The sequence below is a fragment of the Saccharothrix algeriensis genome, from assembly GCF_016907655.1.
Classification (GTDB): Bacteria; Actinomycetota; Actinomycetes; order Mycobacteriales; family Pseudonocardiaceae; genus Actinosynnema; species Actinosynnema algeriense.
Map to the genome: position 1 here is coordinate 2,448,859 of NZ_JAFBCL010000001.1, position 24,795 is coordinate 2,473,653.

Below are 24,795 nucleotides of genomic sequence, written 5' to 3' on the forward strand. Positions count from 1 at the left end.
CCTAGGAGGGGACCGAGCGGACCAGGGCGCGCAGGCCGTCGGCGTCCAGCAGGTCCGCCGGGCGCAGGGTGCGGTCGTGCCGGACGTAGTGGAACGCCGCCCGCACCCGCTCGACCGGTGTGCCCGACAGCGCCGCCCACGCCAGCCGGTAGGCCGCCAGCTGCACCGACAGGGCGGGCAGCCGCTCCTCCGCCGGCACCGCGCCGGTCTTCCAGTCGACCACCGTCCAGCCGCCGTCGGGGTCGGCGAACACCGCGTCCATGCGCCCGCGCACGGACAGGCCGTCGATCTCGGTTTCGAACGACACCTCGACGTCGTGCGGCGTCCGGTCGGCCCAGCTGCCGGCCAGGAACGCCTCCTGGAGGCGGGACAGGTCGCCGTCCGGGGCCGCGCCCTCGTCGGCGGCGCCGGGCAGCTCGTCCAGGTCGAGCAGCCTGCTCGCGCCGAACCGCTGCTCCAGCCAGGTGTGGAACGCCGTGCCGCGGCGGGCCGACGGGTTGGGCGGGAACGGCAGGGGGCGGCGCAGGCGGCGGGCCAGCCGGTCCGGGTCGGCGGCCAGTTCGACCAGCTGGCTCACCGAGAGGTGCTCGGGCAGGACGACCCGCTCGCGGCGGTCCGCGGCGGCGGCCCGTTCGGCGAGGAGGACGTCCACGTCCCGCGCCCAGCCCTCCGGGTCGTCGGCCTCCTCGTCCGGGGGCGCGGGGAAGTCCTCGTCCGGAGGGGCCGCGAACTCCTCGTCCGGGGGTGCGAGGTCGTCCTCCGGGGGCTCCGGCGGCAGGTCCTCCGCAGGGTCCGACGGGGCGTCCACGGGCTCCGGCAGGTCGTCCTCGGGCTCGGGCGACAGGTCCTCCTCGGGCTCGGGCGGCAGGTCGTGGTCCGCGGGCTCGGGCGGCAGGTCCGGTTGCGGCGACGGGTCGGGCCGGCGCCCAGGGGAAGCGGGTGCGGTCGCGGGCGCGGTCAGGTGGCGCCGCAGGGCGGCCAAAACCAGGTCCGCGCCCTCGGCCACGGCCGCGCGGCGCCTGCCCAGGGGGTCGGCGGGCCAGGCGGCCGTCTTCACCTGGGAGGCCAGCGGGTTGGGCTCGTCCTCCGCGGGGGGCTCGGCCCAGTGGACGACGTCGGCCGGCGGGTGGTCGGCGGCCCGGACCGCGTCGCGCAGCTCGCCGAGGAACACCGACGGGCCCTTGGGCTTGTCGCCCGTCTCGGCCCACCAGTGGCCGGAGACCAGCAGGCTGTGCTCGGACCTGGTCAGCGCCACGTAGAGCAGCCGGCGCTCCTCCACCAGGCGCCGGTCCTCGAAGTCGTCGGCGTGGCGGTCCAGCGCGTCCTGGACCTCCTTGCGGTCGCTGCCGCCCGGGATGCGCAGGGTGGGCAGGTCCTCGGCGTCGCCCCGCAGGTCGGCGGGCAGCTCGGTGACCGACTTGAGCCAGCAGGAGGACTTCTTCCGGCCGGGGAACACGTCCTTCACCACGTGCGGCACGGCGACGATGTGCCACTCCAGGCCCTTGGCCGAGTGCATGGTCAGCACCTGCACGCGGTTCTCGGCGACCTCCACCTCGCCGGGTTCGAGCCCGTCCTCGGCCTGCTCGGCCGTGTAGAGGTAGTCCAGCAGCGCGGGCAGCGTGGCCGACGGGCTGGCCGCCGCGAAGTCGGCGACCACGTCGGCGAACGCGTCCAGGTGCGCGCGGCCCACCCCGCCCGGCCGGGCCATGGCCTCGATGTCGAGCAGGAGGGTCCGCTCCACGTCGGCGACCAGCTCGGGCAGCGGCTGGTCCAGCCGCCGGCGCAGCGCGGACAGCTCGCCGCCGAACCGGCGGATGCGGCGGTAGCCCTCGGCCGAGTAGGCGGTCGGGTCGCCGGGGTCGTCCAGCGCGTCGGCCAGGCCCGCCTGCTCGGCGTGCTCGCCGGGCAGGGCGTCGGCGATGACGGACAGCGGGTTGTCGGCGGCGGCCTGGCGGCTGGGCGCGCCCGCCAGCTCGCGGGCGCGCTGCCACAGCGCCGCCAGGTCGACCGCGGCCACCCGCCAGCGCGACCCGGTCAGCAGGCGGGCCGCCGCCGTGCCGGCCAGCGGGTCCACCAGGACGCGCAGGGCGCTGGTCAGGTCGCGGACCTCGGGTTCGTCCAGCAGGCCGCCCAGGCCCACCACCTCGGCGGGCAGGCCCCGGTCGCGCAGGGCCGCGGCGATGGCGGCCATGTCCGAGCGCCGGCGCACCAGCACGGCGGCGGTCGGCGGCTCGTCGCTGGAGTCCAGGTGGTCCTCCCACTGCGCCGCGACGGTGTCGGCCACCCAGGCCAGCTCGGCGCGGACGTCCTCGAACAGTCCCAGGCGCACGTCGCCGGGCCCTGCCCCGGGGCGGGCGCGCAGCTCCTCCACGTCCAGGCCCGCGGCGCGCAGGGGCGCGGAGACGGCGTTGGCCAGCGCCAGCACCTCCGGCGGGTTGCGGAAGCTGGTCAGCAGGCCGTACTTGCGGGCGGGCGGGAAGTCGTGGACGAAGCGGGGCAGGTTGGCCGCCGACGCGCCGCGCCAGCCGTAGATGGCCTGCGCCGGGTCGCCCACCGAGGTGACCGACATCGGCTCGCCCCGGCCGAACAGGGACCTCAGCAGCACGCGCTGCGCGTGGCCGGTGTCCTGGTACTCGTCCAGCAGGACCGCGCCGTAGCGCTCGCGCTCGCCGCGCACGACCTCCGGGTGCTCGTCGGCCAGGCGGGCGGCCAGGGACATCTGGTCGGCGAAGTCCATGGCCGCCTCGCGGCGCTTGCGGGCCTGGTAAGCCTCCAGCAGGGGCAGCAGGTTCACGCGCAGGCGCTGGGCGTCGACGACGTCCTTCAGCTTCTCCGGCAGCGCGTCGCGCTGGCGCGGGGTCCTGGGCGCGGACTCGATCAGCGTGGTCAGCCACTCGGCGTGCTTGCGCAGCGCGGTCGGCTCGACCAGGTGCTCGCCCAGCTCGCCGGCCAGCGCCAGCAGGTAGCCGGTGACCGTCGCGGGGACCTTGTCGGTGTCGATGTCCTCGGTCCACGTCGACACCACGCGGTGCGCGAGCTGCCACGCCGCCGTCTCGGTGAGCAGCCGGACACCGGGTTCGACGGGCAGGCGCAGGCCGTGCTCGGCGACCAGGCGGCCCGCGTAGGCGTGGTAGGTCAGGATCACCGGCTCGGTGGTGAGGACGGCGGCCCTGCGCTCGCCGCTCGGGTCCAGGCGGTCCAGCAGCGGCGAGCCGCCCAGGCGGCGCAGGCGGGCGCGGACGCGGTCGGCCAGCTGCCGGGCGGCCTTGCGGGTGAACGTCAGGCCGAGGACGCGGTCGGGGGTGACGAAGCCGTTGGCGACCAGGTAGACGACCCGCGCGGCCATCGTCTCGGTCTTGCCCGCGCCCGCGCCGGCGACGACCAGGGCGGGCGCGGTGGGCGCGGCGACGACCGCCGCCTGCTCGGGGGTCGGTCTGGGCAGGCCGAGGGCTTCGGCGACCTCGAACGGGCTGGCCGGCTGCTCCAGCTCCCCCACCCGCCCTCGCTCGTCACCCGGCACCGCCACGACCCCGCCCGCGCGGCGCTGCGGCGACCCGCAGCGCGCTGATCGAGACCTCGGGGGCGGCCAACGACTGTGTCAGAGACGGCCGGCGGACGCCACCCGCGGTGGTTGACGCCACTCGATCACGCGAGCACCCGTCACGCGGCGCAGCGAGCCGTGCGCGGACCGGCGGTCCGGGCCCCGGTCTACTGGCTGACCTGCCGGCCGGAGGCGTGCACGGGGCAGGAGGTGCGGGCCGGGCAGCGGTCGCAGTCCGCGGTCTCCGTGGCCGGGTAGGTGGGGCCCACGCTGGAGCCCGCGGCGGCCTGGACCGCCTCCAGCCAGGCCCGCACGCCCTGCTCGTCCAGCGGGGCCTGCTCCAGCTCCGTCGCGCCGGTCTTCCGGTTCTCCTTCGCCACGTAGAGCAGGCGGGCGCCGCCCGGGTCGGTGCCCAGGCCGAGGTGGGTGAAGCCGCCCAGGGCGGAGGCCAGCTGGTAGACCGCCAGCTGCGGGTGCCGGCGGGCTTCCTCCCGGGTCACCGGGGACTTGCCGGTCTTCAGGTCGACCACCACCGGGCGGCCGTCGCGGTCGGTCTCCAGGCGGTCGACGCGGCCCTTGACGCGCAGCCACGGGCCGCCCGCCTTCTTCGGCACCTCCACCGCGATCTCCTGCTCCACCGCGACCTGGGTGAGCTGGGAGCGGCTGGCGGCCAGCCAGGTCAGGAAGGTGTCCAGCATCCGCTCCACGCGCAGGCGCTCGCGGCGGGAGAACCACGGCGCGCCGGCGTCCACCGCCGCCCACGCCTCGGCCAGCTTGGCGCGCAGCTCCTCCTCCTGCGCGCCGGTGGCGGCGGCCTGGGCCAGGGCGTGGACGAGCGTCCCGGTGATCGACGCCAGCTCGGCCGGGTCCTGGCCGCCGTGGCGCTCCACCACCCAGCGCAGCGGGCACTTGGCCAGCACCTCCACCGTGGACGGCGAGACGCTCACCGTGTGCTCCTCGGTCCACAGCGGGGCCTCCGAGGTCACCGGGGCCAGGCCGTACCAGGAGTCGGGGTGCGCGCCCGGCACGCCCTCGGCCGCCAGCCTGGCCAGCTGCACCGCCGCGCGACCGCGGCGCTCCTCCGGCTCGTCCGCGGAGCAGACCACGCGGCGCAGCTCGCCGACCAGCTCGGCCAGCACCAGGCCGCGCTCGGGGGTGCTGGTGGGCCGCTCGGGCTCGTCGGTGGACAGCTCCTCCAGCTCGTCGAGGAAGCGGGAGGGCTGCTCGTCCTCGCCGCGGACGGCGCTGACCAGCAGCGTCCGCCGCGCCCGGCTGGCGGCCACCAGCAGCAGCCGGCGCTCCTCGGCCAGCAGCGGCGCGAGGGCGGAGACCTGCTCGCCCACGCCGGCCACCACGTCGACCATGCGCTCCACGCCCAGCAGGGACCCGCGCAGCCGCAGGTCGGGCCACACGCCCTCCTGCACGCCCGGCACGGCCACCACCGTCCACTCCCGACCGGCGGCGGCGTGCGCGGTCAGCACCGCCACCGCCTCGCCCACCGGGGCCGACTCGGCCAGCGTGTCACCGACGATCTGCTGCGCGGCCAGGTAGTCCGCGAAGCCGTCCGCCCCCGCGCCGGGCAGCCGGTCGACGTACTTCGCCGCGGCCTCGAACAGGCCGACGATCGCGTCCAGGTCCCGGTCGGCCTGCAGCCCGGCGGTGCCGTGCCGGGCGGACTGGGCGACCCAGCGGTTCTCCAGCCCGGTCGCCCGCCACAGCTCCCACAGGACCTGCTCGACGCTCAGGCCGGCGGCGATGTCCTCGCGCGCCTTGCGCAGCAGGCCGGCGACGCGCCGCGCGGGCTGGGCCTCGGCGTCCTCCAGGGCGGCCAGGCGGTCGTCGGACTCGATCACCTCGACCAGCAGCTCGCCGCTGGGGCGGTCGCCGCCGGCGGCCATCTCCAGGCGGCGCAGGCCGCGGCGCAACCGCCGCAGCGCCAACGGGTCCGCCCCGCCCAGCGGGGACGACAGGAGCATCGCCGCGGTGTCCTCGTCGAGGGCGCCGGGCGAGGCGGCGCACCGCACCAGCGCCAGGAACGGGGCCACGGCGGGCTGTTGGGCCGGCGGGACCCCGTCGGTCGGGACCGCGACGGGCACGCCCGCCGCCAGCAGCGCCCGCTGGAGCGCGGGCAGGACCAGGGTCGCCGAGCGCGCCACCACCGCCATCTCCGACCACGGCACGCCGTCGATCAGGTGCGCGCGCCGCAACTGGTCGGCCACCCAGCCCGCCTCCTGCGCGCCGGAGGCGAACAGGCGCACCCGAACGCTGCCCGCGGCGCCCGTCGCGCTCACCTCGCGGGCGGGGGACGCGCCCGGCAGCCGGCCGGCGAGGCGGCGCACGGCCGCGCGGATCTCCGGGGCCATCCGGTGGCCCTCGCGCAGCACGACGGTCGGGGCGTCCGCGTCGGACAGCAGCGCCGGCTCCGCGCCCCGGAACGAGAACACGGCCTGGTCCGGGTCGCCGGCGAGGACGAACTCGTGCGCGGACCCGCCCAGCCGCGACACCAGCGCGTGCTGCAGCGGGTCCAGGTGCTGCGCGTCGTCCACCAGCAGGTGCCGCACGCGGGCGCGCTCGGCGTGCAGGACGTCCGGCTCGGTGTCGAACGCCAGCAGGGCGCTGCCCACCAGCTCGGCGGCGTCGTAGGACGGCGCGATGCCCTGGCCCTCCCCGGCCAGCAGGTTGACCTGCTCGTACTGCACGCCGAACAGGCCGGCCGCGACCCACTCGTCCCGCCCGTGCGCCCGGCCCAGCTCGACCAGGTCCTCCGGGCCCAGGCCGCGCTCGGTGGCGCGCAGCAGCAGGTCGCGCAGCTCCTGGGCGAACCCGGGCAGCGACAGGGCGGGGCGCAGGCGCTCCGGCCACTTCCGCGCGCCCATGCTCACGTCACCCGCCAGCAGCTCGCGCACCACCGCGTCCTGCTCGGGGCCGGACAGCAGGCGGGGCGCCGGCCCGCCCGCCCGGACGGCCTGCGCGCGCAGCACCGCGAACGCGTACGAGTGCACCGTGCGGACCAGGGGCTCCCGCGTCGTCGGCAGCGCCGCGCCCTCGGCGGGGCCGGTGAGCAGCCGGGTGATGTGCGCGCGCATCGCCGCCGCCGCCCGCCGGTTCGGCGTCAGCACCAGCACGCTCTCCGGGTGCGCGCCGCCGCGCAGCACCCGGTCCGCCACGACCTCGGCCAGCAGCGTCGTCTTGCCCGTGCCCGGTCCGCCCAGCACGCGCAGCGGCCCGCCCGCGTGGTCGAGGACCGCTCGCGCGGGCTCGCTCCAGTCGCGCCGGGGGCGCTCCTGCCGCGCCCGGCGCACCAGCAACGGCGCTCGGTTGCCTGCCACGCGGGTGATCGAACCACGCGCCACCGACAGCGCCCGGCCGGGGATGCCCGGTGCGTCCCCGGCCGGGCCGGCGCGACGTGGAAAGCTGTGCCGGGTGGATGAGCAGTTGCACGAGATGGTCCGCGAGGTCGTGCGGTCGATCCCCCGCGGCCGGGTCGCCACCTACGGGGACGTGGCGGAGCTGTCCCGCGCCCCGTCGCCCCGGCTGGTCGGCCAGGTCCTGAACCAGGACGGGCACGACCTGCCGTGGCACCGGGTGCTGCGGGCCAACGGCACGTGCGCGCCGCACATCGCCGACACGCAGCTGCAGCTGCTGCGCGAGGAGGGCGTGGCCGTCGTCGACGGCAGGGTCGACCTGCGCGCGCACCGCTGGGAGCGGGCGGTCAGGGAGAAGGCCGAGGAGCCGCCCGGTCTGTGGTGACCCGCTCCCGCACGCGGGCCACCTCGGCCTCGACCGCCGGGTCGCGGGTCAGCGCGGCGGCCAGGCGCAGCTGCGGCAGCGCCTCCGCGTGCCTGCTCTGCCGGCTGAGCGTGCGCCCGAGCAGCAGCCGGGCGTAGCCGTCGGACGGGTCGAGGTCGACCAGCTCCCGCAGCACGCCCTCGGCCCTGCCCAGCGCGGCGGACTGGAAGTGCGCCAGCGCCAGCTCGGTCAGCACGGTCCGGTCGGCGGGCGCGTGCGACGCGGCCTGCGCCAGGAACCGCGCGGCGGTGCTCGGGTCGCCCGCGGCCCGGAACTCCCGACCGTGGTCCAGCAGTTGGCGGATGTCGGTCATGTCGGCTCCTCCTCCACCGCGTCGGGGATCTCCCGACGCGGGTTCACCGCGAACGGCCCCGTGGCGCCCGTGCGGCGCGTGGGACCGGGACGGCGAGGTCGGGGCGGGTGCCCCTCCGCCGGGGTCCGGGGTCGTTCACCCCCGTCAACGTTGTTGAAATCTCAACTATTCCGGGACGGGGGTGCGCCGCCCCGCGCGGGCCGGCGGGGGGTCAGAGCAGGTCGAGCACCTTCGTGGCCGTGCGCTCCAGCCCGACCAGGGACCGCGGGCCGGACAGCGGGTGCAGGGCGTGCACGGCCAGGCGGAACAGCGCGGCGCGCAGCACCACCTGCGGCCACTCGGCCAGGTGCGACCACCGCCGCAGCAGGCCGTCGTCCGCGCCGCCCCAGGACAGGGCGTCCACGACGACGATCGCGGCGCCGTACTCGGCGGGCCGCCAGAACGCGGCGAAGTCGATGACCGCCGGGGCCGCGTCACCGGCGAACAGCACGTTGCCGAACAGGTCGCCGTGCACGACCTGGGGCCGCAGCGACACCGGACCGCGGTGCGCGGCGAGCACGTCGAACAGCCGGCCGCCCAGGTCCGGGTCCAGCTCGGCCGACTCCTCGCCCCAGGCGCACCGGTCGGCCACCGCGAACACGTCCGCGCGGGAGTCCAGGAACCGGGGCCGGGGCAGGTCGCGGGTCGCCCGGTGCAGGCGGACGGCGACCTCCACGATCTCGTCGTGCCGGGGCTCCGCCCGACCGGACAGGTACCTCGTGGCCGCCCACCCGCCCACGACGTACCGGCCGTCGGTCGAGCGCAGGGGTCTGCCCACCCGCAGGTTCTCCACGTCCAGCACGTCGAGCGTGCGGGCCACCCACGTCGCCTCGGCGGGGTTGCCGGCCGGCCGGATCGCCGCGTCGCCGCAGCGCCACACCGGGCCGGCGTCGATCAGCTCCGGTTCGGCGTCGCGCGCGCCGAACGCGGCGCGCACGTGCGACGGCGGCGGCTCCGGGGATGGGGTCACGCCGGCACGCTACCTGCCCGAAGGCCGGGTGTGGTGGAGGCTGTGGCGGATTGCGCCACCCGCCGACCGCGCCGCCCGACCGCCGGGGAGCCGGCGGGCGGGCCCCGCCTCCCCGCGGTCGAACGGCGTGGTCTGCGGGGCCGCCCCGGCGGGGGCGGCCCCGGTGGGTCAGTAGGTGGGCAGGCTCTGGTCCACCTCGCGGGCCCAGGCCAGCACGCCGCCGCCCACGTGCACGGCGTCCTTGAAGCCGGCCCGGTGCAGGGCGGCCAGGGCCTCGGCCGAGCGCGCGCCCGACTTGCAGTGCAGCACGACCTGCTTGTCCTGCGGCAGGTCGGCGAACGCCTCGCCGGACAGGATGCGGTCCTTGGGGATCAGCACCGAGCCCGGGATGCGCACGATCTCGAACTCGTGCGGCTCGCGGACGTCCACCAGCAGGAAGTCCTCGCCGGCGTCCTGCTTCTGCTTGAGCTCCAGCGGCGTGATGGTGTTGCCGGCCGCCGCCTGCTGGGCGTCGTCGGACACCACGCCGCAGAACGCCTCGTAGTCGATCAACTCGGTGATCTTGGGGCTGTTCGGGTCCTTGCGGATCCGGATCGTGCGGTAGGTCATCTCCAGGGCGTCGTAGACCATGAGCCGGCCGAGCAGCGTCTCGCCGATGCCGGTCAGCAGCTTGATCGCCTCGGTGACCATGATCGAGCCGATCGACGCGCACAGCACGCCCAGGACGCCGCCCTCGGCGCACGAGGGGACCATGCCGGGCGGCGGCGGCTCCGGGTACAGGTCGCGGTAGTTCAGGCCCGCGCCGTCCGGCGCGTCCTCCCAGAACACGCTGACCTGGCCCTCGAACCGGAAGATCGAACCCCAGACGTACGGCTTGCCCAGCAGCACCGCCGCGTCGTTGACCAGGTACCGGGTGGCGAAGTTGTCCGTGCCGTCCAGGATCAGGTCGTAGTCGCGGAAGATGTCGAGCACGTTCTCCGAGTTCAGGTGGACCTGGTGCAGGACCACCTTCACGAACGGGTTGATCTCGGCCACCGAGTCGCGCGCGGACTCCGCCTTCGGCTTGCCGATGTCGGACTGCCCGTGGATCACCTGACGCTGGAGGTTCGACTCGTCCACCACGTCGAAGTCGACGATCCCGAGCGTGCCCACCCCGGCGGCGGCGAGGTAGAGCAGCGCCGGCGAGCCCAACCCGCCCGCGCCCACCACCAGGACCTTCGCGTTCTTCAGCCGCTTCTGCCCGTCAACCCCGACGTCCGGGATGATCAGGTGCCGGCTGTACCGCGCGACTTCTTCCTTGGTCAGCTCCGCTGCGGGCTCAACGAGCGGCGGAAGCGCCATCTGATCCTCCTCGACGAAACATGTCCTGTACCGACGGACAACACCAGACTGCTCCACCGTCTTCCCCGATGGGAAGCCGTCCCAGTGCGTGGACACGAAGCAACCGGGCCGCCGCGGCGGCGCCCAGGGCGGCCGGGCGCCCCCGACCCGCAGCCGCCGGCAGGGCGCCCGCTCAGGGCAGCGGGACGCCTAGCGGGGCGCGACCGGGAACGCGTTGGCGGTGCAGACCTTGCCGTCGGCGGGCACGACACCGCGGTTCGAGGCGTCCACCTCGTTGAGCAGCGCCACGTAGTCGTTGGCCACGCCGAACGTCTGCTGCATCATCACCGGGGCGGGCTGGCCGTTCTCCTTGCAGCCCTCGTGCCGGTTCTCCAGGGCGTGACCGACCTCGTGGTTGATGGCGTACGCCCGATAAGTCGACAAATCGTTGCTGAACGCCTTGGCGCCGCGCACCCACCGGGCCACGTTGATGATGACCCGCTCGGTCGGCGGGTGCCAGCACGACGACTCGTACTGGATCTGGAAACCGCACAGGCTGTGCGTGGTGCTGGTGGTGGTGAGGCTGACGATGAAGTCGGCCGACGCCTCGTCCGCCACCCGCTGCAGCGCCACCCGGCCCGTGCCGACCCAGCTGCGGGGGTCGGCCAGGATGCCGTCGACCGACCGCGCGAACGCGTCGCGGTCGCCGCCGAAGTCGGCCGCGTCGACGCCGTCCTCGACCGAGATCGCGTACCGGTAGAGCCTGCCCTGCCCGACCTGCGCCGTCGTGCCGGCCACGGCCTGCCACGTGCCGGCGCCCTGCTCGGAGTACTTCGGCCCGTCCGGCAGCTCGGCCGTGGGGATGGTGACCAGGTCCACCTTCACCGGCGGCGTCTCGCTGGCGACGGGCGGACCCACCGAGGACGGCGCCGGGGCGGCCTGGGTGTCCCCGCCCGCCGAGCCGGGCGGCGCGGGCGCGGCGGTGTCCAGCACCACCAGCGCGGTCAGCACCAGCAGCACGGGCACGGCGTAGATCCGCCACCCGTAGTTCGCGGCCAGGCCCTTCAACCCCCGACGGCGCCGGCGCGGGTGGGGGGCGGCCGGCTCCCAGGACGCGGTCAGCGGTTCGGCGCCGGTCCGGCGCGCGCCGCGGCGGTAGCGGTCGTCGGGAGGGGTCGGCCGGGCACCCGAGGAAGGCGCCGTGCCACGCCCATCCTGCGATGTCCGGTTCACGGCGACCAGGGTGCCACAACGCCCCGGCCCGGTGGATCTCGGTCCACCGCCCCGGCGCGGGCCGGTCTACCAGGTCTCACCGGTCTCCCACATGCCCAGCACGGCCCGCGCCACCGACTCCGGGCGCTCCATCTGCGCCACGTGCCCCGTCCGGGGCAGCACCAGCAGCCGGCCGCGGGGCAGCAGCCGCGCCACCCGGGGCGCCTTGCGCACGCTGACCAGCCGGTCCTCCGCGCCCCAGACCACCAGCGCCGGCGCCGCCACCCGCGGCAGCAGCAGCCACAGCGACCGCGACCGCGGCACCAGCCACGCCCGGATCAGCTCGACCGTGCTGCGGCCCAGCGCCATCCCGGCCCACGGCTGCCCGGAGCGCTCCGCGTACTCCTCCTCCGACTGCTCGATCCGGCAGTCCGGCACCAGCGACGGGTCGGCGAAGCACAGCCGCAGCATCTGCTGGGCGCGCTCGCGCGGGCTGACCGCGGCCAGCCGCTGCCGCACGCGGGCGCCCACCACCGGCAGGAACGCCAGCGGCAGCCGCGGGTCGGACACCCGGCGCAGGCTGGGCCGCAGGTCCGGCACCGCGGGCGAGACCAGCGTCAGCGTCCGCACCAGCTCCGGGCGGGTCGCGGCGACGATCAGCGCGATCGCGCCGCCCATCGAGTTGCCGAACAGGTGCACGGGACCGACCCCGAGCGATTCCACGTACCCGGCGACCACCTCGGCGTGGGTGGTCAGGCTGAACGTGTAGCCGGGGATCGGCTCCGAGCGCCCGAACCCGGGCAGGTCCAGCGCGTGGCCGTCCACGTGCCCGGACAGCTGGGCCGCCAGGTCCGTCCAGTTCGTCGCCGAACCGCCCAGGCCGTGCACGTAGACGGCCGTCGCCGACCCCGGCCCGGGGGTCCGCCGGACGTGCACCCGGTGCCCGGCCACCTCGACGTGGTCACCGGGCCACGGCCGGCTCGTCGCGTCCAGCGGTGGCAGCGGCGCGGTGGACAGGGGCACGCGGGTGATGGCGGTCCTGCTCGCCTCCAGGGTGTCGGTCACGACTCCAGGATGCCTGCCGGGACGTCCTACGAAACGGGAAGGTTTTCCCGCACCGCTGCTACCAGCGAGTAAGGTTGCCGACGAGCCGGCGGGGCAACCCCTACCCGGTTCCGCGACGCACAGGTTGGCTGGAGGCACCATGACGGAGACGGCCCAGACCGCGGTCGGGCACAACGGCGGTGCGGGGCGGGGGGTCCGCCTCCCACGCACCGCCCGGCGTGCCCAGTTGCTGGCCGCGGCGCAGGACGTGTTCGTGACCAACGGCTACCACGCCGCCGCGATGGACGAGATCGCCGAGCGCGCGGGCGTCAGCAAGCCGGTGCTGTACCAGCACTTCCCCGGCAAGCTGGAGCTGTACATGGCGCTGCTGGAGGCCCACGTCGACGAGCTGGTCGACCGCGTGCGCGGCGCGCTGGCCTCCACCACGGACAACAAGCAGCGCGTGAAGGCGACGGTCGGGGCGTTCTACGACTTCGTCGACGGCGAGGGCCAGGCGTTCCGCATGGTCTTCGAGTCCGACCTGCGCAGCGAGCCCGCCGTGGCGCGGGCCGTGGAGCGGGCCACCGCGGAGAGCGTGGACGCCATCACCCGGACCATCACCGCGGACACCGGCCTGGACGAGCACCGGGCGCGGCTGCTGGCCGTCGGCCTCGTCGGCCTGAGCCAGGTCACCGCCCGCGCGTGGCTCGCCGACAACCGCCAGGTCCCCAAGGAGGACGCCGTGGCCCTCATCTCGAACCTCGCGTGGCGGGGCATCGGGGGAGGGTTCCCGCTGCGCTGAATTGCCGCGACTGTGTTGGATTGCCGCGACTTCGTCGCGGCGGCTCGGCCGCCTGGAAGTCGGCAGTTCACGCCCGATTTTCGGCGATCGAAGAGCGTGATCGCCGAAAATCGGGCGCGACCTACCGACGCGGCCTCGCGTGTGGGCACCGAGGGCGAAGTGGGTGGTGAGCGGGGTGTGGCTGCGTGAGGCTTCCTGCGGTTCGCGTTGCCCGGGCGAGTAGGTGTGACTTTGGGTAACTGTTACTTCTGGTAGCGTGTGTTGCATGGCTCCGACTGACAAGGGCGGGACGGACGCGCGCCGCGAGCGCTGGAAGGGGCACCGGGAGGCGCGCCGGGCGGAGTTCGTCGAGGCGACGATCCGCGCGGTGGCCGAGCACGGCCCCGACGTCGGCATGGACGAGATCGCCGCCGAGGCGGGCGTCAGCAAGCCCGTGCTCTACCGGCACTTCGCCGACAAGTCCGACCTGTACCTGGCGGTCGGCACGCGCGGCACCGAGCTGCTGATGGAGCGGGTGGTCCCGGCGATCGGCGCCGGGGGCCCGATCCGGGCGCGCATCCGCGGCGTCGTGGACGCCTACCTGTCGGTCATCGAGGAGAACCCGAACCTGTACCGGTTCGTCGTGCGCAAGTCGTTCGCCGACCGCCCCGTCGAGCAGGACGTCGTCGCCGAGGACAAGCAGCTCATCGCCACCGCCCTGGCCCGGCTGCTCGGCGACCACCTGCGGGCGTTCGGCATGGACCCCGGCGGCGCGGAGCCGTGGGCGCACGCCCTGGTCGGCATGGTGCAGAACGCCGGCGACTGGTGGCTGGACCGCCGGTCCCTGTCGCGCTCCGGCCTCGGCGACTACCTGACCACGATCATCTGGCACGCCGTCGACGGGCTGCTCCGCTCCGCGGGCGTCGAGCTCGACCCGGACGCGCCGCTGCCCGCCGACCTCTCCCGGGAGCCCGCGCTGGTGCGGCTCGTCGGCGGCGGGGAGGCGTGACGCCCGAGGACCGCGAGCGCGGCCGCACCGCCGGTGCACGACCGGAACGCGACGGAGGAGGGGCGCCCCGGCCGGGGCGCCCCTCCTCCGTCGCGTTCCGGTGCGCCCGGACCCCGCGTGCCGCCTGCGCGGCAGCGGCGGTCTACGCGCTGGCGAAGCCCACCCGGCGCGAGTCGCTCGGGCCGATCTCCACGTAGGCGATGCGCGCCGCGGGCACCACGTAGCGGGCGCCCTTCTGGTCAACCAGCGTGAGGTGCCCGCTGCCCGCCTTCAGCGCGTCCGCGACCTGCGACTCCACCTCGTCCGGGGAGAGCGAGCTCGACACCACGAGCTCGCGCGGGCTGTCCGCGACGCCGACCCTGACCTCCACGCTGACCTCCGTACACGCGTTGACCGCCGGCGGTGGCGGTCAGACAACTGTCGAAATCAACCCTAGCCGAGCCCGAGCGCCGCCATGCGCCGCGTGTGGCTTTGCTGGAGCCGCCGGAACAGCGCCGCGATGCCCGCCAGGTCGCCGGACCCCCGCACGATCAGCTCGGCCAGCCCGTCCCGCTCGGCCACCACGTACTGGGCCTGCGTCAACGCCTCGCCCAGCAGCCTCCTGCCCCACAGGGTGAGCCGGTCCTTCAACTTCGGGTCGGCCTCGCACGCCGCCCGGACTTCGCGCTCGGCGAACGCCGAGTGCCCCGTGTCGGCCAGCACGGCGAGCACCAGCTGCTTGGTCGGCTCGTCCAGCCACTCCGCGACCTCGCGGTGGAAATCCGCCGCCAGCCCGTCGCCGACGTACGCCTTGACCAGGGATTCCAGCCAGGACCGCGGCGCCGTGGAGGTGTGGAACGCGTCGAAGCCCGCCACGAACGGGTGCATCGCCTGTTCGACCGAGTGACCGTGGTCGTCGAGGTAGCGCTCGATCAGCGCGTAGTGGCCGATCTCGGCGGCGGCCATCGCGGACAGGTCGGCGCGCCCGGCCAGCGTGGGCGCGGTGCGCGCGTCCTCCGCCAACCGGTCGAACGCCGACAGCTCGCCGTAGGCCAGCGCGCCGAGCAGGTCGACCACGCCCTCCGGGACCCCTCCCGCGGCCTCCGCCTGCGCGAACACCGCCGTCCCACCCGTCGCCGACTCCACCTCTGGCTCACCCATGCCCGCGAGCCTAGCCGGGTGTTCTCCGCTACACCCCGGGCACGAGAGTCCGCAGCGAGCGCCCTCGTTCCACCCCGATCGGCCTAAGCGGGAGGTAGAGTTGCGTTCCGACGCCCGGCGCGGCGCGGCCCAGCAGGGGCCCGCAGCGGTGCCGACGGCGGACTACGGCGGCACCGTGCCGCCAGGAGAGGGTGCGCGCACATACCTCGCAGGCCCTCCCGCGCCACGCCCGGCCGCCCCCTCGGCCGAGAGGCGGTGGGCGCGGTCGAGCGGCCCGTACAGGCCGTGCGCGCTGGTACGAGAGAGGCGATCACCCTGACCGCGACGAACGAGAAGACCCATCTGGACCCGGTGACGCTGGAGCACAGCGAGGCGGGACTCCCTGGGGAGGACACCTCCCACCCGCTGGCCGCCGACGCGCCGGTCCACAACGACGCCCCCACGTTCGCCGAGCTGGGCGTGCGCGCCGAGATCGTGCGCGCGCTGGGCGAGGCGGGCATCGAGCGGACCTTCGCCATCCAGGAGCTGACGCTGCCGCTGGCGCTGGCCGGTGACGACGTCATCGGGCAGGCCCGCACCGGCACCGGCAAGACCCTGGGCTTCGGCATCCCGCTGCTGCAGCGCATCACCGTCCCGGGCGACGGCACGCCGCAGGCGCTGGTCGTCGTCCCGACCCGCGAGCTGTGCCTCCAGGTCACCCACGACCTGACCGACGCGGCCAAGCACCTGGGCGTGCGCGTGCTGGCCATCTACGGCGGCCGGCCGTACGAGCCGCAGATCGCGGCCCTGCGCAAGGGCGTGGACGTGGTCGTCGGCACGCCGGGCCGCCTGCTGGACCTCGCCGAGCAGCGCCACCTGGTGCTGGGCAAGGTGCGCGGGCTGGTGCTGGACGAGGCCGACGAGATGCTCGACCTGGGCTTCCTGCCCGACATCGAGCGCATCCTGCGCATGGTGCCCGACGAGCGGCAGACCATGCTGTTCTCCGCCACCATGCCGGGGCCGATCATCACGCTGGCCCGGACGTTCCTCAACCAGCCCACGCACGTGCGGGCCGAGGAGAACGACGCGGGCGCGGTGCACGAGCGCACCGAGCAGTTCGTCTACCGCGCGCACGCGCTGGACAAGACCGAGCTGCTGGCGCGGGCGCTCCAGGCCCGCGAGCGCGGCCTGTCGATGATCTTCACCCGCACCAAGCGCACCGCGCAGAAGGTCGCCGACGAGCTGGTGGAGCGCGGTTTCGCGGCGGCGGCCGTGCACGGCGACCTGGGGCAGGGCGCGCGCGAGCAGGCGCTGCGGGCCTTCCGCAGCGGCAAGATCGACGTGCTGGTGGCGACCGACGTGGCCGCGCGCGGCATCGACGTCGAAGGCGTCACGCACGTCATCAACTACCAGTGCCCGGAGGACGAGAAGACCTACGTGCACCGCATCGGCCGCACCGGCCGCGCGGGCCGCACCGGTGTCGCCGTCACGCTGGTGGACTGGGACGAGACGCCGCGCTGGAAGATGATCAGCGACACGCTCGACCTGGGCAAGCCGGACCCGGTGGAGACGTACTCGACGTCGGACCACCTGTTCAGCGACCTGGACATCCCGGCGGGCTCCACCGGGCGGCTGCCGCTGGGCCTGCGCACCCGCGCCGGCCTGGGCGCGGAGCCGGAGGAGGACCTCAAGGGCGAGCGCAAGTCCCGCGGTCGCCGCCGCGGCAAGGGCGCGTCGCCGCGCGGTGACGCCCCCGCCGAGGGCGCGACCGCGGAGAGCGGCTCGCGGACCCCCCGCCGCCGCCGGCGCAGCCGGGGTGGCGTGGTGGACGCCGCCGAGGCGACCGAGGTGGCCGGGGCCGCGGCCGACGTCGCGGAGGCCCCGGTCGGGACGACCGAGGCCGCGGTCGAGGGCGGCGCGCCCAAGCGCACCCGCCGCCGCAAGCCGGCCGGAGCGGGCGCGCAGGCCGCGGCGGAACCGGCGGCCGAGCAGGCCGCCGAGGCGGTGGCCGGACCGGCGGCCGAGGGGTCGACCGAGCCCGCCGGCCGCACCCGCACGCGCCGCCGCAAGGCCGACGCGACCGCCGACGTGCCGGCCGAGGGCACGACCGGGCCCGCGACCGCCGAAGGCACCGCCGAAGCCGCGTCCGGGGCCACGGGCGACGAGGGGTCGACCGGGTCCGCCGGCCGCACCCGCACCCGCCGCCGCAAGGCCGCGACGACCCCCGAGGCGACCCCTGAGGTGGCTGCCGAGGTGAACGCCGAGGTGACGGCCGGTGCGGCGGAGGTCGCAGCCGAGAGCACCCCGGAAGGCGCCCAGGAGGGCCCGGCCAAGCGCACGCGCCGCCGCAAGCCCGCCGAGCCGCCGGCCGAGGGGGCCGAGGCCGCCGAGCGACCCCGCCGCCGCAAGGCCGCGGAGGCGTCCCCGGAAGCCGGCGCCGAGCGCCCGCCGAGCCGCAAGGCCGACGCGCCCGACGCGGAGGACTCCGACGAGCGACCCCGCCGCCGGCGCCGTCGCCGCACGGGCGCGGAGGCCGAAGGTTCCGCTGACGCCCTCCCGTCGGCAGACTGACTCCTTACACGGATCACCGGCCACGTGCGGCAGCATGTGGCCGGACAGATCACCGAACCATCGGGGAGCCGGGCAGTGGGCCAGCCGGAACAGGCGGAGTCGAACGGTCGGGTCGTGCTGGGCGCCGACGGGCAGCCGACCGCCGAGACCGACCACCAGGTCGCCGTGGACACCGAACCCGACCACCAGGCCGCCGGTGCGGAACCCGACGACCGGGCCGCGGGCACGGGTCCCGACGACCGGGCCGCCGACGCGGAGGACGTCCTGGCGGAGCCGGGCTCCGCGCCCCCGGAGGAGCCGGTCGGCCCGGTCCGCACCTGGCGGACCCGGGGCGACTACCTCGCCCTGGCGCTGGTGGTGGTGGCGGTGCTGGTGGGCAGCCTGCTGGTGTGGCTGAACAGCGACATCCGCAACACCGTCTCGCAGACCGGCCCGAGCCCGGCCACCCCGCTGCCGCCGGTGACCGTGCTGCCGCCGTCGCTGGGCGAGGTGTGGCGCGCGCCCAGCGCCGCCACGCCGGTGCCGGTGGCGGTGGACTCGGTGGTCGTGACCGGTGACGGCGGCGAGGTCACCGGCCGCGACGCGCTGACCGGCGAGGTCCGCTGGCGCTACAGCCGGGACTGGCCGCTGTGCACGGTGGGCACCGCCTGGGGCCGGGTCGCCGCGCTGTACCGCAAGGACGTCAACTGCTCCGAGCTGACCACGCTGGACTCCGCGTCCGGCCGGCGCGGCCCGCAGCGCAACGGCGACGCCGCCCTGGACACCCGCCTGCTCGACGAGGGCTCGCACCTGGTCACCACGGGTGAGACCTACTTCGAGGTCTACCGGCGCGACGACCTGGTGCGGTCGCTGGAGTACGGCACGCTGCGCGCCATCGTCAACGCGAACAAGCAGCCCCGGCCGGGCTGCCAGTACGGCTCCACCGCGGTGACCAGCGGCAAGGTGGCGGTGGTCGAGCGCTGCTACCACCAGGACCCCTCCGACCGGATCACGGTCCTCAAGCCCAACCCGGAGAAGCACGACGAGCCGCAGGTGCTCAGCAGCGCGCTCATCGGCGAGAAGGGCAGCCGGGTCGTCGCGGTGACCGCCACGCGGGTCGCGGTGGCCGTGCCGGGCAAGCTGCTCGTGTTCGACGCCGAGACCGGCGGCCTGATGCAGGAGCACCCGGTCGAGGTGACCGCCGACGAGCTGCGCGGCGACCCGCCGGGCCGGGTGGCGGCGACCTCGGTCAGCACCGCGAACGTCTACTGGTTCACCGGGTCGCGCACGATCGCGCTGTCCCCGGTCGAGCTGAACCCGGTGTGGTCGACCCCGTCGCAGGGCCCGGGGACGACCCTCGCGGGCCGCGCGCTCATCCCGGTCGAGAACGCCCTGAAGGTCGTCGACCAGGTCACCGGCCAGGAGATCGGCCGCATCCCGGTCGACCGCGAGGGCTACGACGGCCCGGTGCGGATGGCCACCGAGGGCCCGATCGTGCTGGAGCAGCGCGGCGACACGCTGGTCGCGCTGCGGTAGGGCGGCGGTCGCGGGCCCGGCCCGTCCGGGCACGCGCGACCCCGCCGGGTGCGGCACACTTCGAGACGTGCACTCGCAGCTCAGCCCGCACCGCGCGGAGCGCGTGGACCTGCCCGGCCGGTTCGGCCACGTCGCCGCGCTGCGCGCCCCCGCCGCGGGTGTCGACCTGGGCGCGACGGCGCTGCTGGTGCCGGGGTACACCGGGTCCAAGGAGGACTTCGCGCCCCTGCTCGACCCGATCTCGGACGCGGGCCTGGAGGTCGTGGCCGTCGACCTGCCCGGCCAGCACGAGTCGCCCGGCCCGGCCGCCGAGGCCGACTACCGGCCGGCCGCGCTCGGCGCGGGGCTCGCGGAGCTGGTGGCGAAGCTGGCGGCGGACGGCCGGCGGGTGCTGCTGCTCGGCCACTCCTACGGCGGGCTGGTGGTCCGCGGCGCGGTGCTGGCGGGCGCGCCGGTCACCGGCCTGACCCTGCTGTCGTCCGGCCCGGCGGAGCTGCCGCCCGGCGAGCGCCGCACCGCGCTGGACCACGGCGAGATCACCCTCCGCGCAGAGGGCCCGGAGACCGCCCAGCGGCTCAACGAGGCGCGCGCGGCCCTGCACCCGGCCTGGGCCCTGCTCCCGCGGGAGCTGAAGGACTTCCACCGCGAGCGCTTCCTGCGCTCGTCGCCGGTGGGGCTGCTCGGCATGGGCGACTCGCTGCGCACCGAACCGGACCTGGTGGCGAAGCTGGCCCGCGTCCTGCGCTCCGGGGGCGTGCCGTGCCTGGTGGTGTGCGGCGAGCTGGACGACGCGTGGCCGGCCGCCTGCCAGCGCGACATGGCCGAGCGCCTCGACGCCGACTTCGCCGTCCTCAAGGGCGTCGCGCACTCACCCAACACCGAGGCGCCCGAGGCGCTGCTGTCGACGCTCCTGCCCACCTGGCGGGCCTGGCTCGCCCCCTGAAGCGGGCGGCGCCGCTCAGGCCCACCAGTACAGCCACAGGGTCGTCGCGCCGGCGACGATCACGGCCAGGCTGCACGCCGCCGCCACCCACCGGGTCCGGCGGTCGGCGACGACCTGGGCCGCCACGGCGATCACCGACGCCACCACGTGACCGACGACCACGTCGATCCCCGGGCCCGGCAGGCCGTGGCTGCCGGCGTAGACCTGCACGCCGATGAGCGCCAGAGCCAGCAGCGCGAGGCCCACGGCCACGGCGCCGCTCGCGCCGCGCCAGGCCCGCAGCACCCGCGGCTCGGTCTCCACCATCGTCACGGCTCCCCCTACGGCGCGAGCAGGGCCCACGGGTCGAGTGTCGGTGCCGCCTGCTGCCCCTCCGGGCAGCTGCGGCGGAAGTCGCACCACGTGCACTGCCTCCCGGTGCGGGGTGGGAACAGGACCTCCGGGTCGCCGCCCGCCGCGAGGGTGTCGCCGGCCAGGCCCAGCTCGTCGGCCGCCTCCTCCGCCCGCGACACGTGCCGCGCGAGGCTCTCCTCGGTGTGCTCCCACACCGCGACCGAGCCGGTGGGCAGGTGGTGCAGCTCGACCCGGTGGCACGGCTTGCGCAGGGTGCGCCGCGCCGCGAGCGCGTACAGGGCCAGCGCCTGGGAACCCCTCGCGTCGTCGACGGTCAGCGCGTGCCGGCCGGTCTTGTAGTCGACGATCACCAGTTCGCCGTCGCGCAGGTCGATGCGGTCGACCCGGCCCTCGGCGACGATCCTCGACGTGGGCGTGGACACCCAGCGCTCGATGCCGACCGGCTCGATCGACGTGTCCAGCTCGCCGACGTAGTCCCGCAGCCAGCCCTCGGCCCGGCCCCGGTACTCGGCGGCCTGCCCGGCGTCGCGGAAGCCGTCGTCCTTCCACAGCCGGTGCAGCAGGAGCACGGCCTGCTCCGGCGTGCGCCGGGCGGCGGGCAGGTCGAACAGCGCCTTGAGCGCGTTGTGCACCACCGCGCCGAGCGTGTTGTGCGCCCAGGCCCCGCCGCGCGGCGGCGTCGGCCGGTCGAGGTAGGACATGCGGAAGCGGCGCGGGCAGTCCGCCCACGTGGCGAGCTTCGCCGGGGTCACCCGCACGAGCTTCCTCGGCGCGGCCCCGAAGTCGAACCCCAACTGCTCCTGCACGCCACCACGCTACCGAGGCGCCCCGACAGCGCGGCCACTGCCTGCAACCGGCCGAGCGCCGCCGGCCCGAGTGGCCCAGTCCCCGCGGTCCGCGGGCCTCAGCCGACCAGCACCTTGCAGCCGGTCGCGCGGTCGGCGATCGCGTCCAGCACCTCCGGGGCGGTCGACTCGGCTCCCAGCCGCACGGTCTTGTTGGTGCCGTGGTAGTCCGAGGAGCCGGTGACCAGCAGCCCCAGGTCGGCCGCGAGCCCGCGCAGCCGGGCGCGGGTCGGCGCGTCGTGGTCGGGGTGGTCGACCTCGACGCCGGCCAGGCCCAGCCCCGCCAGGTCGGCCAGCACGGCGTCGGACACGATCGGCCCGCGCGAGGCCGCGAACGGGTGCGCCAGCACCGTCACGCCGCCGGCCTCGGCGATCATGCCGATCGCCCGCGCCACCGGCGTGTCGGTGCGCGGCACGTAGTACCGCCCGCCGGTCAGGTACCGGGCGAACGCCTCGTCGACGCTGGCCACCACCCCGGCCCGGATCAGCGCCATGGCGAGGTGGGGCCGCCCGGCCGGCGCGTCGGCGGGCATGGCCGCCATCAGCTCGTCCGGGTCGATGGGGAACCCGTCCTCGACCATGCGCACCGCCATCTTGCGCAGCCGCTGGCGCCGTTCCAGGCGCAGCCGCAGCTGCTCCTCGACCAGCGCGGGCGAGGTCGGGTCGTAGAGGTAGGCCAGCAGGTGGACGGTGATGACCCTGCCCCGGCCGTCGTCGGAGGCGCACGACAGCTCCGCGCCGCGCACCAGCCGCAGGCCGGCGGGCAGCGCTTCGGCCGCCTCCGCCCAGCCGGCGGCGGTGTCGTGGTCGGTCAGCGCGACGGCAGACAGCCCGGTGGCCGCCGCGGCGGCCACCAGCTCCGCCGGGGTGTCGGTGCCGTCGGACTCGGTCGAGTGGGTGTGCAGGTCGATGCGCACCCGCCCAGTCTGACCTACGGGACCATCTTCTTCCCGCGCGCCGCCCGTTGCGCCTTGATCATCGAGAAGCGCTCCGCCTGCGCCTTCTTGTCGCCGAAGGTCAGCTCCGAGATGGCGTCGTAGACCTCCTCGGGGTTGGGCAGGTACTCGATCCGGTTGAGGGCCTGGATCTGACCCGCCGACTCCACGACCAGGGTGCCGAAGCCGAACATGCGCCCGAGCACCGTGCGCTCGTAGGTCAGGTCGGTGACCTTGCTGATCGGCATCATCGCGACCTTGGTCTCGAAGACCCCCGAGGAGATCATGAACCGCTTGTCCGTGACGACGATGCGCTCCACCCACCACTCCATGACGAAGTAGGCGAGCCTGAGCAGCACGAACAGCGCCGCGTACCAGAGGATGTTCTGGACCACGCCCAGGTTCGGGGGCAGCAGGTACGAGATCATCATGGCGCCGGCGAGCAGCGCCGCCGCCTCCAGGAGATCCCAGAGCAGGCTGCTCCAGTGCCTGCGGACCCGGATGACCCGTCGCTCCGTGGGGAGCAGGTACTCGTCGGGGTCGCGTGGTGCGAACATGCCTTCGACCTCTCGCCGTCGGGAGGAGCCGGGCGACTCAGAACAATTGTTTCACGAAGGTGATGAGCGCCTCAGCAGCTTCCCGCAGCGTGCCCAGGATGTTCTGCACCAGCTGAGCCGCCTGCTGCGGCTCCGCGATGAGGAAGAACAGGAGCAAGCCGACCCCGGCGAAAGTGAGAATCTTCTTCAGATTCACGGTGATCAACCCCGTTCGCTACCCGCACCCGTTTGGCGCCAGTGAGGACCGTTGTACCGCACCACGCGGCACCTTGGGAGTTTTGTACCGCACCTGGGGTAGCCGGCTGCACCGCCGTTCCGGTGTGACTACGCTCGGTCAGCATGACGGCCGAACGCGCCCGCTTGATCCGCTGTGTCGGCGGCGTCGTCCATGACACCACCGGGCGACTACTGCTCGTGCGTAGGGCGAATCCCCCAGGTGAGGGACGGTGGTCGATACCGGGTGGACGAGTGGAGCCCGGCGAGGGGGACGCGGCGGCGCTGACCCGCGAGATCCTGGAGGAGACGGGACTCTCCGTGACGGTGGGCGCCCTGATCGGCAGCGTCACCCGTCCGGCGGCAGACGGGCTCTACGACATCCGCGACTACGCCTGCCAGGTGCGATCCGGTGTGCTCCGAGCGGGCGACGACGCTTCGGAGGTCCGGTGGGCGTCCGCTGCGATCTTGGCCACACTTCCGCTGACGGACGGCCTCCACGAGACCCTCCGGGAGTGGGGCCAACTACCCCGGGTCTGATCGATTTCGCCCGAACGGGGCAGGTGACACCCCTTCGGAACGGGCGGGTGCCGGAACCGGGAGCCGCCGGAGCGCCGTCACGGCAGCCAAACCAGCCGCTGGCCGTGCGGTGCGGTCCGCGCCAGCGCCTTGGCCGACCGCACCTGGCCGCCCTCGAACCGCACCAGCCCGAGCACCCCGCCGTCGGCGAGGTCGTCCCGGCCGGGCAGCACGTGCGCCAGGCCCTCGGCGTACGCGTCCTGGGTGACCCACCACGCCGGGCGGTCCAGCCCGGCCAGCGCCCGCGTGAACTCCGCGCCGGGCGCGGACGACAGCACGCCGCTCGTGATCACCACCAGCGGCAGGTCGGCGGGCACCCGCGCGGCGGCCTCGCCCAGGTCGGCCACGGCGTCGCCGGTGACGAACGCGGGCGGCGACTTGCGCTGCGCCGCCGCCGCCACGCCGAACAGCCGCAGCCGCTCGGGCTGGTCGGCCCAGACGCAGGCTTCCAGCCACGCGTAGGTGTCCTCGTCGGTCAGGTCGGCGGGCACGCGGTCCAGCCCGACCCTCGCCGCCACCTTGACCGCCTTGGGGATCCGGGGCAGCACCGCGCCGGGCGCCGGCTCCAGCGCGCAGTGCAGCCCCACCGCCGCCTTGGCCGGCCCGGCGACCACCTGCCCGGCCTGCTCGGTCTGGTAGCGGTAGCCGTACCGGTCCAGCCCCAGCAGCAGCCCCGCCGAGCAGCCCACCTCCAGCAGCCCGACCGGCCCCTTCACCATCGCCACCGCCGGGTAGAGCAGGGCGGCCCGGCGCACCTCGTTCACCCGGGCGGAGCGGGTCGAGATCAGCGCCCGCATCCGCTCCGCGCGCTCCAGGGCGAACGAGCGGAACAGCGGCCACGTGCCGTCGTCCACGCCGTACGTGCCGCCCAGCGACGGGTAGTAGTTCGACAGCTCGTGGAACGGCTCGGCCTGGACCAGCCGGTGCGCCGCCGCCAGGAGCAGGGTCGCGTGCGCGAACCGCTCCGGGGCCGCGGTCAGCAGCCCGGCGACCTCCGGGTCGGCCGCGGCGCGCGCCGCCAGGTGCCCGTAGAGCGGGGAGCTCCGGGCCTCCCGCCGCGCGAACCGGGCCAACCGCTCCCGCACCAGATCCAGAGACGTCAACGCCACTCCTCCGCCCGATCCACCGCTCAGCCGACCCCGCCCG

The 24,795-nt window shown here is 75.5% G+C and carries 22 protein-coding genes; 7 read left to right on the forward strand and 15 right to left on the reverse strand.

The genetic code is table 11. From position 1 onward, the window contains the following. Position 1: 1 nt before the first annotated feature. Both JOE68_RS10925 and JOE68_RS10930 read right to left on the reverse strand, forming a co-directional pair. A complete protein-coding gene (locus tag JOE68_RS10925) occupies positions 2-3,496 on the reverse strand; it encodes an ATP-dependent helicase (RefSeq protein WP_307819629.1) in 3,495 nt (1,164 codons plus the stop codon). A 212-nt stretch (positions 3,497-3,708) separates the two neighbouring features. Next, positions 3,709-6,870: an ATP-dependent helicase gene (locus JOE68_RS10930; protein WP_346038601.1), complete on the reverse strand. Its 3,162-nt coding sequence runs from the start codon at positions 6,868-6,870 to the stop codon at positions 3,709-3,711. A 94-nt stretch (positions 6,871-6,964) separates the two neighbouring features. On the opposite strand from JOE68_RS10930, the gene JOE68_RS10935 reads away from it, so the two are divergent. Beyond that, entirely contained in the window at positions 6,965-7,291 is a 327-nt protein-coding gene (locus tag JOE68_RS10935; RefSeq protein WP_204842254.1) for an MGMT family protein, read from the forward strand. Here JOE68_RS10935 and JOE68_RS10940 read toward each other — a convergent pair. The 5 genes from JOE68_RS10940 to JOE68_RS10960 form a co-directional block, all read right to left on the reverse strand. After that, positions 7,254-7,643 (reverse strand): tetratricopeptide repeat protein, encoded by a 390-nt coding sequence (locus JOE68_RS10940; RefSeq protein ID WP_204842255.1) that lies wholly within the window; start codon positions 7,641-7,643, stop codon positions 7,254-7,256. The two genes, JOE68_RS10935 and JOE68_RS10940, sit on opposite strands and share 38 nt — an antisense overlap. 211 nt (positions 7,644-7,854) lie before the next feature. Further along, a complete protein-coding gene (locus tag JOE68_RS10945) occupies positions 7,855-8,652 on the reverse strand; it encodes a TIGR02569 family protein (protein WP_204842256.1) in 798 nt (265 codons plus the stop codon). 168 nt (positions 8,653-8,820) lie between these two features. Beyond that, positions 8,821-9,993 carry an adenylyltransferase/sulfurtransferase MoeZ gene (moeZ, locus tag JOE68_RS10950; protein ID WP_204842257.1) on the reverse strand — a complete coding sequence of 391 codons (1,173 nt, stop codon included), beginning with the start codon at positions 9,991-9,993 and terminating at the stop codon, positions 8,821-8,823. A gap of 189 nt (positions 9,994-10,182) precedes the next feature. Continuing rightward, positions 10,183-11,040 carry a DUF3152 domain-containing protein gene (locus tag JOE68_RS10955; RefSeq protein ID WP_239562207.1) on the reverse strand — a complete coding sequence of 286 codons (858 nt, stop codon included), beginning with the start codon at positions 11,038-11,040 and terminating at the stop codon, positions 10,183-10,185. Positions 11,041-11,271: 231 nt separating this feature from the next. After that, complete coding sequence (locus JOE68_RS10960) at positions 11,272-12,249, reverse strand: alpha/beta fold hydrolase (RefSeq protein ID WP_307819630.1); 978 nt, start codon at positions 12,247-12,249, stop codon at positions 11,272-11,274. A gap of 139 nt (positions 12,250-12,388) precedes the next feature. Between JOE68_RS10960 and JOE68_RS10965 the strand changes: the two genes are divergently transcribed. Beyond that, complete coding sequence (locus JOE68_RS10965; RefSeq protein WP_204842261.1) at positions 12,389-13,030, forward strand: TetR/AcrR family transcriptional regulator; 642 nt, start codon at positions 12,389-12,391, stop codon at positions 13,028-13,030. Between the two features lie 265 nt (positions 13,031-13,295). After that, positions 13,296-14,018, forward strand: a complete 723-nt coding sequence (locus JOE68_RS10970) for a TetR/AcrR family transcriptional regulator (protein WP_204842263.1) — start codon at positions 13,296-13,298, stop codon at positions 14,016-14,018. A 142-nt stretch (positions 14,019-14,160) separates the two neighbouring features. Here JOE68_RS10970 and JOE68_RS10975 read toward each other — a convergent pair whose 3' ends face one another. Together JOE68_RS10975 and JOE68_RS10980 are read right to left on the reverse strand one after the other, a co-directional pair. Then, complete coding sequence (locus JOE68_RS10975) at positions 14,161-14,388, reverse strand: DUF3107 domain-containing protein (protein WP_204842265.1); 228 nt, start codon at positions 14,386-14,388, stop codon at positions 14,161-14,163. Between the two features lie 62 nt (positions 14,389-14,450). After that, positions 14,451-15,158 (reverse strand): ferritin-like fold-containing protein, encoded by a 708-nt coding sequence (locus JOE68_RS10980; RefSeq protein ID WP_204842266.1) that lies wholly within the window; start codon positions 15,156-15,158, stop codon positions 14,451-14,453. A 351-nt stretch (positions 15,159-15,509) separates the two neighbouring features. Here JOE68_RS10980 and JOE68_RS10985 point away from each other — a divergent pair, with 351 nt between their 5' ends. From JOE68_RS10985 to JOE68_RS10995, 3 genes are all read left to right on the forward strand, one after another. Further along, positions 15,510-17,708: a DEAD/DEAH box helicase gene (locus tag JOE68_RS10985; RefSeq protein ID WP_504739696.1), complete on the forward strand. Its 2,199-nt coding sequence runs from the start codon at positions 15,510-15,512 to the stop codon at positions 17,706-17,708. 75 nt (positions 17,709-17,783) lie between these two features. After that, positions 17,784-19,223, forward strand: a complete 1,440-nt coding sequence (locus JOE68_RS10990; protein ID WP_204842267.1) for an Rv3212 family protein — start codon at positions 17,784-17,786, stop codon at positions 19,221-19,223. A 67-nt stretch (positions 19,224-19,290) separates the two neighbouring features. Beyond that, on the forward strand, positions 19,291-20,166 hold the full coding sequence (locus JOE68_RS10995; protein WP_204842268.1) for an alpha/beta fold hydrolase: 876 nt from the start codon (positions 19,291-19,293) through the stop codon (positions 20,164-20,166). Positions 20,167-20,181: 15 nt separating this feature from the next. Here the strand turns inward: JOE68_RS10995 and JOE68_RS11000 are convergent, their stop codons facing one another. The 5 genes from JOE68_RS11000 to JOE68_RS11020 form a co-directional block, all read right to left on the reverse strand. Continuing rightward, positions 20,182-20,472: a hypothetical protein gene (locus tag JOE68_RS11000; protein ID WP_204842269.1), complete on the reverse strand. Its 291-nt coding sequence runs from the start codon at positions 20,470-20,472 to the stop codon at positions 20,182-20,184. 14 nt (positions 20,473-20,486) lie between these two features. After that, positions 20,487-21,326: a RecB family exonuclease gene (locus tag JOE68_RS11005; RefSeq protein ID WP_204842270.1), complete on the reverse strand. Its 840-nt coding sequence runs from the start codon at positions 21,324-21,326 to the stop codon at positions 20,487-20,489. A 98-nt stretch (positions 21,327-21,424) separates the two neighbouring features. Further along, entirely contained in the window at positions 21,425-22,282 is an 858-nt protein-coding gene (locus tag JOE68_RS11010) for a PHP domain-containing protein (RefSeq protein WP_204842271.1), read from the reverse strand. Positions 22,283-22,296: 14 nt separating this feature from the next. Continuing rightward, positions 22,297-22,857: a PH domain-containing protein gene (locus JOE68_RS11015; protein WP_204842272.1), complete on the reverse strand. Its 561-nt coding sequence runs from the start codon at positions 22,855-22,857 to the stop codon at positions 22,297-22,299. A gap of 37 nt (positions 22,858-22,894) precedes the next feature. Beyond that, positions 22,895-23,053, reverse strand: a complete 159-nt coding sequence (locus tag JOE68_RS11020) for a hypothetical protein (RefSeq protein WP_170211632.1) — start codon at positions 23,051-23,053, stop codon at positions 22,895-22,897. Between the two features lie 143 nt (positions 23,054-23,196). Between JOE68_RS11020 and JOE68_RS11025 the strand changes: the two genes are divergently transcribed. Next, complete coding sequence (locus tag JOE68_RS11025; protein WP_204842273.1) at positions 23,197-23,610, forward strand: NUDIX hydrolase; 414 nt, start codon at positions 23,197-23,199, stop codon at positions 23,608-23,610. A gap of 77 nt (positions 23,611-23,687) precedes the next feature. On the opposite strand, the gene JOE68_RS11030 is transcribed toward JOE68_RS11025, so the two are convergent. Then, a complete protein-coding gene (locus JOE68_RS11030) occupies positions 23,688-24,752 on the reverse strand; it encodes a DUF2332 domain-containing protein (protein WP_204842274.1) in 1,065 nt (354 codons plus the stop codon). Positions 24,753-24,795 lie beyond the last annotated feature (43 nt).

Coding starts and splice junctions, on each gene's coding strand:
- JOE68_RS10940 (WP_204842255.1), bottom strand. CDS start 7,643: ATGACCGACATCCGCCAACTGCTGGACCACGGTCGGGAGTTCCGGGCC.
- moeZ (WP_204842257.1), bottom strand. CDS start 9,993: ATGGCGCTTCCGCCGCTCGTTGAGCCCGCAGCGGAGCTGACCAAGGAA.
- JOE68_RS10965 (WP_204842261.1), top strand. CDS start 12,389: ATGACGGAGACGGCCCAGACCGCGGTCGGGCACAACGGCGGTGCGGGG.
- JOE68_RS10970 (WP_204842263.1), top strand. CDS start 13,296: ATGGCTCCGACTGACAAGGGCGGGACGGACGCGCGCCGCGAGCGCTGG.
- JOE68_RS10980 (WP_204842266.1), bottom strand. CDS start 15,158: ATGGGTGAGCCAGAGGTGGAGTCGGCGACGGGTGGGACGGCGGTGTTC.
- JOE68_RS11000 (WP_204842269.1), bottom strand. CDS start 20,472: ATGGTGGAGACCGAGCCGCGGGTGCTGCGGGCCTGGCGCGGCGCGAGC.
- JOE68_RS11015 (WP_204842272.1), bottom strand. CDS start 22,857: ATGTTCGCACCACGCGACCCCGACGAGTACCTGCTCCCCACGGAGCGA.
- JOE68_RS11025 (WP_204842273.1), top strand. CDS start 23,197: ATGACGGCCGAACGCGCCCGCTTGATCCGCTGTGTCGGCGGCGTCGTC.